Source organism: Acinetobacter sp. V89_7, assembly GCF_029967895.1.
In the GTDB taxonomy this organism is placed as follows: domain Bacteria; phylum Pseudomonadota; class Gammaproteobacteria; order Pseudomonadales; family Moraxellaceae; genus Acinetobacter; species Acinetobacter soli.
In genome coordinates this window covers 72,061-80,169 of record NZ_JASCAJ010000019.1, presented here as the reverse complement: position 1 = coordinate 80,169, position 8,109 = coordinate 72,061, and the positions used below count along the sequence as shown (strand labels likewise).

Below are 8,109 nucleotides of genomic sequence, written 5' to 3'. Positions count from 1 at the left end.
GCCATGTGAGAGTAAGTCATCGCCAGCTTTTAAATACGAAAGCCCCCTTAACATACGTTAAGGGGGCTTTTTTATGCTTAAAAATAAGTGGAAAAATGCATGTAAAAATCAGCTTTATAATCCAGAAACTCTCTATTTTTTAACGCTTTTGTCATGTCGTTGACAAGTTTTTAGTCCAAACTTTGATCTCAAATTAAAAAATTAGAGCGACAATATGTTAAAAAAAGTCTTTTGGTGCATGAGTTTGATTGCACTGAGTGGGTGTAATGACCATAATCATGATGATTTGGCAGCTTCTCCAAATACCAGTGTTCAAGAACCTAAAATTTTATTGATTGGACATCGCGGTGCTAGTGCATTACGTCCTGAACATACGCTTGCTTCATATCAAAAAGCCATTGATGATGGCGCTGACTTTATTGAACCAGATTTGGTTTCTACCAAAGATGGGGTACTGGTTGCACGTCATGAAAATGAAATCAGCGGCACGACCAATGTAGCGACTCTACCTGAATTTGCTAATCGAAAAACCACTAAAGTGATCGATGGTGTATCAATAACCGGTTGGTTTACTGAAGATTTCACCTTAAAAGAATTGCAGCAACTCAAAGCGCGCGAACGTATTCCACAGTACCGCCCTGCCAATACACAGTTCAATGATTTGTACAACGTACCGACTTTAGATGAAATTATTGATCTGGCCAATCAGCATTATAAAAAAACAGGCAAAGTGATTGGTTTATATATTGAAACCAAGCATCCGACTTACTTTAAGACGTTAAATTTATCTCTTGAAGATCCTCTTCTCAAGACTTTAGCAAAGTATGAGTATTCGCAAAAAATCGCACCGATATATTTACAGTCTTTTGAAGTTGAAAATTTAAAATATCTTAAACAGCAGTTGGCCGCACTGAAAAGTGTGCAACGTGCACAATTGATTCAACTCTATGATTCATCTTCGAGTCAACCTGCCGATGCCGTCGCAAAGGGCGCGAAAACCACTTATGCCGACATGGCAACGGCTCAGGGTTTAAAAGATGTCGCCCAATATGCCAATGGTGTAGGCCCAGCGAAATCCTATATCTTTAAAAATACCGATATGACACAAACCACAGCCTTTGTAACCGATGCGCATTTGGCTGGACTAAAAGTGCACCCCTATACCTTTCGTCCTGAAAACAATTTCTTACCACAATCCTTACGATGCAGTGCGCGCTTAGATGAGCGATGTGCATCTGGATCGATCAAGGAAATGAAGCTTTATTTTCAAGCTGGCGTAGATGGTATTTTTACGGACGACCCTGCTATTGGCCGACAAGCCATTACAGAATATACAGCAGTCCAGTCAAAATAATGATGTTAAAAGCGAACTATGTGTAGCTCAATATAACAATACAATCGTTTTATTTAGTGTAAATAACCAGAGAGAAGGGAGCTGAAACCCGCTCTGGTTCTTTATCACACTGGTTTAGGTAGATTGAACATCAAGATGTCATACCGTTGAAGTCAAAACTTCACATTCAGCTGATTTAATGAGCTAAATTTTAATTCTAGATCTTATTTCATGAAAAATAAAACGGTATTGGCGATGCTGTGTGGCGCATTGATGGGTTTAGCTGGATGTAACGATGAGCATGATGCATCGCAGCCCAGCTTGAATGATTCGATCAGTCAACCGACCTTGGTGGCCTTTGCTAAACTTCCTGTAGACACCTATGCCAGCGGGCCAGATTCGGGCAAGGCCGTAAAAGGTGCCAATGGTATTTATCCGCCTTTTAAAGGACAGCCTGTACAAGGGTTTTCCGCAGCCTTAAAAAACAAAGATGGCAGCTATATGGTTATGGCGGATAACGGTTTCGGGACGCAAGATAATTCTGCCGATTTTCTACTCAGAATTTATAAACTGAGTCCTGATTTTAAAACCAAAAGCCAAGGCTCTGGCACTGTAATAGTACAAAGCTTTATTCAGCTGCGCGATCCAAACAAGCGCGTTCCGTTTGATATTGTTAATGCCAATAGTGCTGAACGATTATTGACAGGTGCAGATTTCGATCCAGAATCGATGCAGCGCGCGCCTGATGGAACGTATTGGATCGGTGATGAGTTTGGTCCATATTTACTGCATTTTTCAGCAGAAGGGGTGTTGCTAGATGCACCTATTCCATTACCTCATCCTTTGAATCCAGCGCAAGAATTACGCTCGCCTCAAAATCAATGGAATAAAGCTCAAATCAATTATGTCGAACCATTGGTTCAGCAAAGTGGCGGCTTTGAAGGCATGGCCATTTCACCTGATGGGCAGTATTTGTATCCATTGATCGAAAAACCGATCAAATCTTTGCATGACAGCGAGCGCCATCTGTTGATTTCACAATTTGATCTCAAGAAAAAAGCTTATACGGGTCAGTATTACTGGTTTGCACTGGATAGCAAAGCCACCAATATCGGTGACTTTCAACTGTTTAATGACAAACAAGGTATTATTATCGAGCGCGATGCCACCCAGAATAATTTAGGCGGTTATAAAAAATTGATCCGCATTCAACTTAATGCGTCGGGCCAACTGGTTAATCGTGAGGATTTAGTCGATTTGATGCAGATTGCTAATCCTGATTTATTGTATGCCACTGCACGAAACGGTGATCTCGGCACGGGACAAAATTTTGCGTTTCCGTTTGAAACCATTGAAGATATTGTGATTGAAAATGGCAATACACTTACCGTCATTAATGACAATAATTTTCCGGGATCATCTGGTCGCAATGCCAAACTTGCCGATGATAATGAAATCATTCAGATCAAACTACCCAAAGCACTGTTTTAAATACAGAGTCAGTATCGAGAAGAATCGTATGTTGCCACGCGAGTTGGCAACATAATTGAAAACTGTCTAAACTTTATACAATTTAATTGTTATGTCATTGTTTCCACAATTTTTATAATTCTGAAAAGTGAAGGGTATTCATGTTAAAATGCTCGGCTTTCATCTTTGATGTTATCCCATCACTTCAGCAAGCCGAGAATCGCAAGCTATGTCTACAGCCTATACCATGCAGACCGCGCCAAAAGCGCTGTTTGATTACGACAAATATTGGGCGTCGTGTTTTGAACCTGCGCCATTTTTGCCGATGTCACGCGAGGAAATGGACCAACTTGGCTGGGATGCCTGCGATTTTATTTTGGTCTGTGGCGATGCCTATATCGACCATCCGTCATTTGTATCGGGTGTGATCGGTCGTGTACTCGAAGCACAAGGGTTTCGTGTCGGGATTATCGCACAACCCGATTGGACCAATGTCGAGAGCTTTCGTGTTTTGGGTAAGCCGACCATTGCTTGGGGCGTGACTGCCGGTAATATGGATTCGATGATCAACCGTTATACGGCAGATCGAAAAATCCGCTCGGATGATGCTTATTCACCGGATAATGCGCCGAATAAGCGTCCAGATCGTGCGGCAACGGTGTACTGTCAGCGCTGCCGTGAAGCCTTTCCGGATGTTCCGGTTTTACTTGGCGGAATTGAAGGAAGCTTACGTCGTATCGCGCATTATGATTACTGGTCGGACAAAGTTCGTCGCTCCATTCTCATGGACTCTAAAGCCGATTTACTGATGTATGGGAATGGTGAACGTGCAGTGATTGAAGTGATGCACCGTTTGGCAAAAGGTGAAAAAGTTCATGACATCAATGATGTGCGTGGTACTGCATTTATTATCAATAAACACAATAAAGCTGCGAAAGCAAAATTTGTTGAGATTGCCAGTAACGATGTCGACACCATTGGCCGAGTCGATCCGATTATCAACCCTTATGTGATGACGGAAGATATCGACGGCTGTGAAGTCGAAAAAGAAAAAGGCAATTCACTGGCCCAGTATCAGAATTTTCAAAAAGAAATTGTTGCGAATCCGATTATTCGTGAAGGTGATCAACTCGACCCAGATACGCAAATTGTGCAGCTCCAGCCTGCTGCATCGAAAGCAATCAAGCATAAATTACCGCCACGTGAACTGGCTGTAATTCGTCTGCCTTCTTTTGAAGAAGTCGCCAACGATCAGGTGCTGTATGCGCATGCCAACCGTATCTTGCATTTAGAAACCAATCCGGGGAATGCCCGTGCCTTGGTGCAACGTCATGGCGAGCGTGATGTCTGGATTAATCCACCGCCAATTCCGCTTACTACGGAAGAAATGGATTATGTGTTTGACTTGCCGTATGCTCGCTTACCGCATCCATCTTATGGAAATGCACGTTTTCCAGCGTTTGATATGATCAAATTTTCGGTCAATATCATGCGTGGCTGCTTTGGTGGTTGTACCTTCTGTTCGATTACCGAGCATGAGGGACGGATTATCCAGAACCGTTCTGAAGACTCGATCTTACGTGAAATTGAAAAAATTCGGGATACTGCGCCGCAGTTTACCGGGATCATTTCGGATTTGGGTGGCCCAACGGCAAACATGTACCGTTTGCATTGTAAAGATCCAGAAATTGAAAAGAACTGCCGTAAACCGTCGTGTGTTTATCCGGGCGTTTGTCAGAATTTGCATACCGATCATGCACCTTTGGTACAGTTATACCGTAAAGCCCGCCAGATCAAGGGCGTGAAAAAAATTCTGATTGGATCAGGCCTGCGTTATGACTTGGCAGTTTTGAACCCTGAATACGTCAAAGAATTGGTACAGCATCATGTGGGCGGTTACTTAAAAATTGCGCCAGAGCATACCGAGCAAGGGCCTTTATCAAAAATGATGAAGCCGGGCATCGGAACCTATGACCGCTTTAAGCAAATGTTTGAGCGCTTTAGTAAAGAAGCAGGCAAAGAACAATACCTGATTCCGTATTTTATTGCGGCGCATCCGGGTACTTCGGATTACGACATGATGCATTTGGCAATTTGGCTGAAGAAAAATGGTTTCCGTGCCGATCAGGTGCAGACTTTCTATCCATCGCCAATGGCCACCGCCACCACCATGTACTATTCGGGCAAAAACCCGTTGGCCAAAGTGGCACGCTATACTGAAAATGTCGATATCGTGAAAGGTGAAAAACGTCGTCGTTTGCATAAAGCATTCTTGCGTTACCATGATCCAAATAACTGGCCAATGCTGCGTGAAGCATTAAAAGAAATGGGCCGTGCCGACTTGATTGGTAACTCTAAGCAGCATTTGATTCCAACCTATCAGCCGAAGGGCACAGAAGGTGAATACAAATCAGCGCGTAAGAAAAACTCGACTGCAGCAGGTGATTCGGTTAAACGAAGTGCTCAGCATCCTGCCTCTCAAGGCCAGAAAAGACCGCAAAAAGGTCAAATCCTGACGCAGCACACGGGCTTGCCTCCACGTGAAACCAAAGATCGGCAGTCATCCGATTCGAAGTCACAGCGCTCCAAGCCACGCAGTAAGTCACACCGATAAGATCTATAAAAAAGCGCTTCCTGAGAGAGGCGCTTTTTTATCTGGCTCAAGTCGCAAAACTTATACATAAAAAAAGGAAGATATTCCCATTGCACTTTGGCCCAGCAATTGATCATGTCATAGATGTAACCGTAAGCGTTAACTGATTTGAAGATAACAGTTTTTATGAGATGAATTAAAGTGAGATATACCACGCATCACATGAAAGTGATTCAAACATTGGCCTGATAAAGCAGCATTTGTCCGAAGGTCGTACTTGCCAAAGGCAGGAGAACACTTTAAGTTAAACACATGCGATGGAAGCGTTTGACCATGATGATAAAAAATTGGGTCAAGATTTAAAATTCGGCTGTAAACCGAAACTATAAAAATAGATAAAAGGAATGAGATACATGTATTGGTTCTTGATTGTGGGTATTTTTGCCCTGTTTGTTTTTGCCAGTCTGAAGGGGCTACAGCGGAAACAAAAAAATGACAGTGTACTGAAACAGCGTGCCGTATTTAGTGCGCATGAACAACTATTTTTCAATCGTCTTAAAGAGGCATTGCCAGAACTGACGGTATTGGCTCGAGTGTCTTTCGATGCCCTGATCACCACGAAATTACCGCGGACACGTTATAAATACCAAAATATGGTGGCCGACTTTGTGATTTTAGATCATCAGTATCATGTGTTGGCGGTGATTGATTTTTCCGACCCTTTGCACGTCCGCCGCACTCAGCACGACAGTTATAAAGAGCAACTGCTGCAATCGGCAGGTTATCGGATTTTACATTACACGCAAGTGCCGCAATTGGCAGCACTGCGTCGCGATGTGTATCCAGCCAAGGCAGCAAATGAAATGAGCTATGTGATGACCAGTGAACCCAGTGAACGACTGGTCAAATACAGCATCTTTGCAAAAAGCTGATTAAGGCTTAACGGCAGTTACGGTCATTTCGACCAATACGTCAGGATGATACATTTTGGCTTCCACACATGTGCGCGGTAGGGCTTGCATGTCTGCACACCAAGCGTCCCAGACAGCGTTCATTGCAGCATAATCGCGCTCAATATCTTTTAAGAAAATCATCACAGAGAGAATATGGCGCTTGTCTGTACCTGCATCTGCCAAAAAGCGATCGATAATATCCAGCGTTTGCTGGGTTTGACCTGTGATATCAAGATTCGTATCGCTAGCCAACTGACCTGCAAGATGAACCAGATTTCCAGCAATCGCGATTTCTGAGAAGCGCTTTTCGACGTGCAATCGTTGTACGGTCATTTATTTTCCTGTATGGGGATAACCAGAAGAAAGATCTGCCGATTGTACTTGTGCTTTCATTCGTGCTGCAACACACGCAGTTAATAAACATCCCAAGGTTAAATAAAATGCCACATAGTGCCAATGCCCGTTACCCAGCGTAATCAATCCTGTTGCGATGAATGGGGTGAATCCGCCCCCTACAATACTGGCGACCTGATAGCCTACACCTGCACCGCTATAACGATATGATGCGCCAAAGAGCTCGGTAAAAATAGGCTGATGAACACTGACCACCATATCGTGTGAAAGATTGGCCAGCAAAATCGCGAAAATCACGATCCAGAGCGTAGAGCCACTTTCAAGTGCCAAAAAGAAAGGAAATGCACAGATGGCCCCGATTAAACCGCCTATCACACACATCCGGCGACGGCCAAAGCGGTCGGAAATATGTGCGAAAAAGGGAATGGTCAGACAGCTAATCGCACCGACCATCAAGCCAATATTTAGAAATAAGCTTGAAGACATCCCTAGATTTTTAGTGGAGTAGTTGAGCGCGAAGGTTGTGACCAAATACATGGTCAGTAGCTCGGCCAAACGCAGTGCAATAATATAAAAGAACGCTTTAGGATTTTGACGCACCGCTTCAAATAGCGGAATTTTGGTTGTTTGGGTCTTGGTTTTTGCAACTTCTTGAATAAATTCTTGTGATTCTTCTTGTCCGCCGCGAACCCATAAGGCACAGAGAACCAAGATCACACTGGCGATAAAGGGAATACGCCATGCCCAGTCGGCAAAAGCCTCTTGTCCAAATACATAAATAATGCCCGAAACACTACCAGTGGCGAGCATTAAGCCGACGCCATATCCGATTTGAACACCACTGCTGTAAAATGCCTTTCGATCCTGCGGTGCATTTTCAACAGCCATCAAGGCTGCGCCACCCCATTCACCACCAACAGCAAAACCTTGAATTGCACGTAGTAGCACCAGAAGAACGGGTGCCCACCAGCCGATGGCCTCAAAGTTGGGTAATAATCCAATTAGTACTGTGGCCGTGCCCATCAGGAAAACGGTTAAAAACAGCATTTTTTTACGCCCGATGCGGTCGCCAAAATGGCCAAACACCACACCACCTAACGGACGAAACAAGAAACCCACCCCAAACGTTGCAAAAGCAGCGAGGGTACCCATTGCAGGGCTAATACTTGGAAAAAATTGCTGATTGAAAATCAGTGCGGCAACAATGCCATACAATAAGAAATCATACCAATCGACAACGGCACCGATAAAACTACTCAGAGCGGCTTTGCGTGCGCGTTTTTCGTGGGAAGAAGAAGATGCTAGATTTGAAGCCATTGATACTTGAGAATCCCATGCGTTCAGAACGGATGCCCTGCAACATTCGGATTTGGTCGTCACGCCAATCGCAGGACATAATGTATAGG

At 43.9% G+C, this 8,109-nt stretch carries 6 protein-coding genes; 4 read left to right on the top strand and 2 right to left on the bottom strand.

The window, feature by feature from the left end; genetic code table 11:
* Positions 1 to 214: 214 nt before the first annotated feature.
* The 4 genes from QLG00_RS04580 (at position 215) to QLG00_RS04565 (ending at position 6,328) form a co-directional block, all read left to right on the top strand.
* Complete coding sequence (locus QLG00_RS04580; protein ID WP_282470574.1) at positions 215 to 1,354, top strand: glycerophosphodiester phosphodiesterase; 1,140 nt, start codon at positions 215 to 217, stop codon at positions 1,352 to 1,354.
* Between the two features lie 210 nt (positions 1,355 to 1,564).
* On the top strand, positions 1,565 to 2,824 hold the full coding sequence (locus tag QLG00_RS04575) for an esterase-like activity of phytase family protein (protein WP_282470573.1): 1,260 nt from the start codon (positions 1,565 to 1,567) through the stop codon (positions 2,822 to 2,824).
* A 208-nt stretch (positions 2,825 to 3,032) separates the two neighbouring features.
* Positions 3,033 to 5,417 (top strand): YgiQ family radical SAM protein, encoded by a 2,385-nt coding sequence (locus QLG00_RS04570; RefSeq protein ID WP_151791873.1) that lies wholly within the window; start codon positions 3,033 to 3,035, stop codon positions 5,415 to 5,417.
* A 392-nt stretch (positions 5,418 to 5,809) separates the two neighbouring features.
* Positions 5,810 to 6,328: a DUF2726 domain-containing protein gene (locus QLG00_RS04565; RefSeq protein WP_004932097.1), complete on the top strand. Its 519-nt coding sequence runs from the start codon at positions 5,810 to 5,812 to the stop codon at positions 6,326 to 6,328.
* On the opposite strand, the gene QLG00_RS04560 is transcribed toward QLG00_RS04565, so the two are convergent.
* Positions 6,329 to 6,682: a RidA family protein gene (locus QLG00_RS04560; RefSeq protein WP_004932099.1), complete on the bottom strand. Its 354-nt coding sequence runs from the start codon at positions 6,680 to 6,682 to the stop codon at positions 6,329 to 6,331.
* Complete coding sequence (gene shiA / locus QLG00_RS04555) at positions 6,683 to 8,020, bottom strand: shikimate transporter (protein WP_004944192.1); 1,338 nt, start codon at positions 8,018 to 8,020, stop codon at positions 6,683 to 6,685.
* Positions 8,021 to 8,109 lie beyond the last annotated feature (89 nt).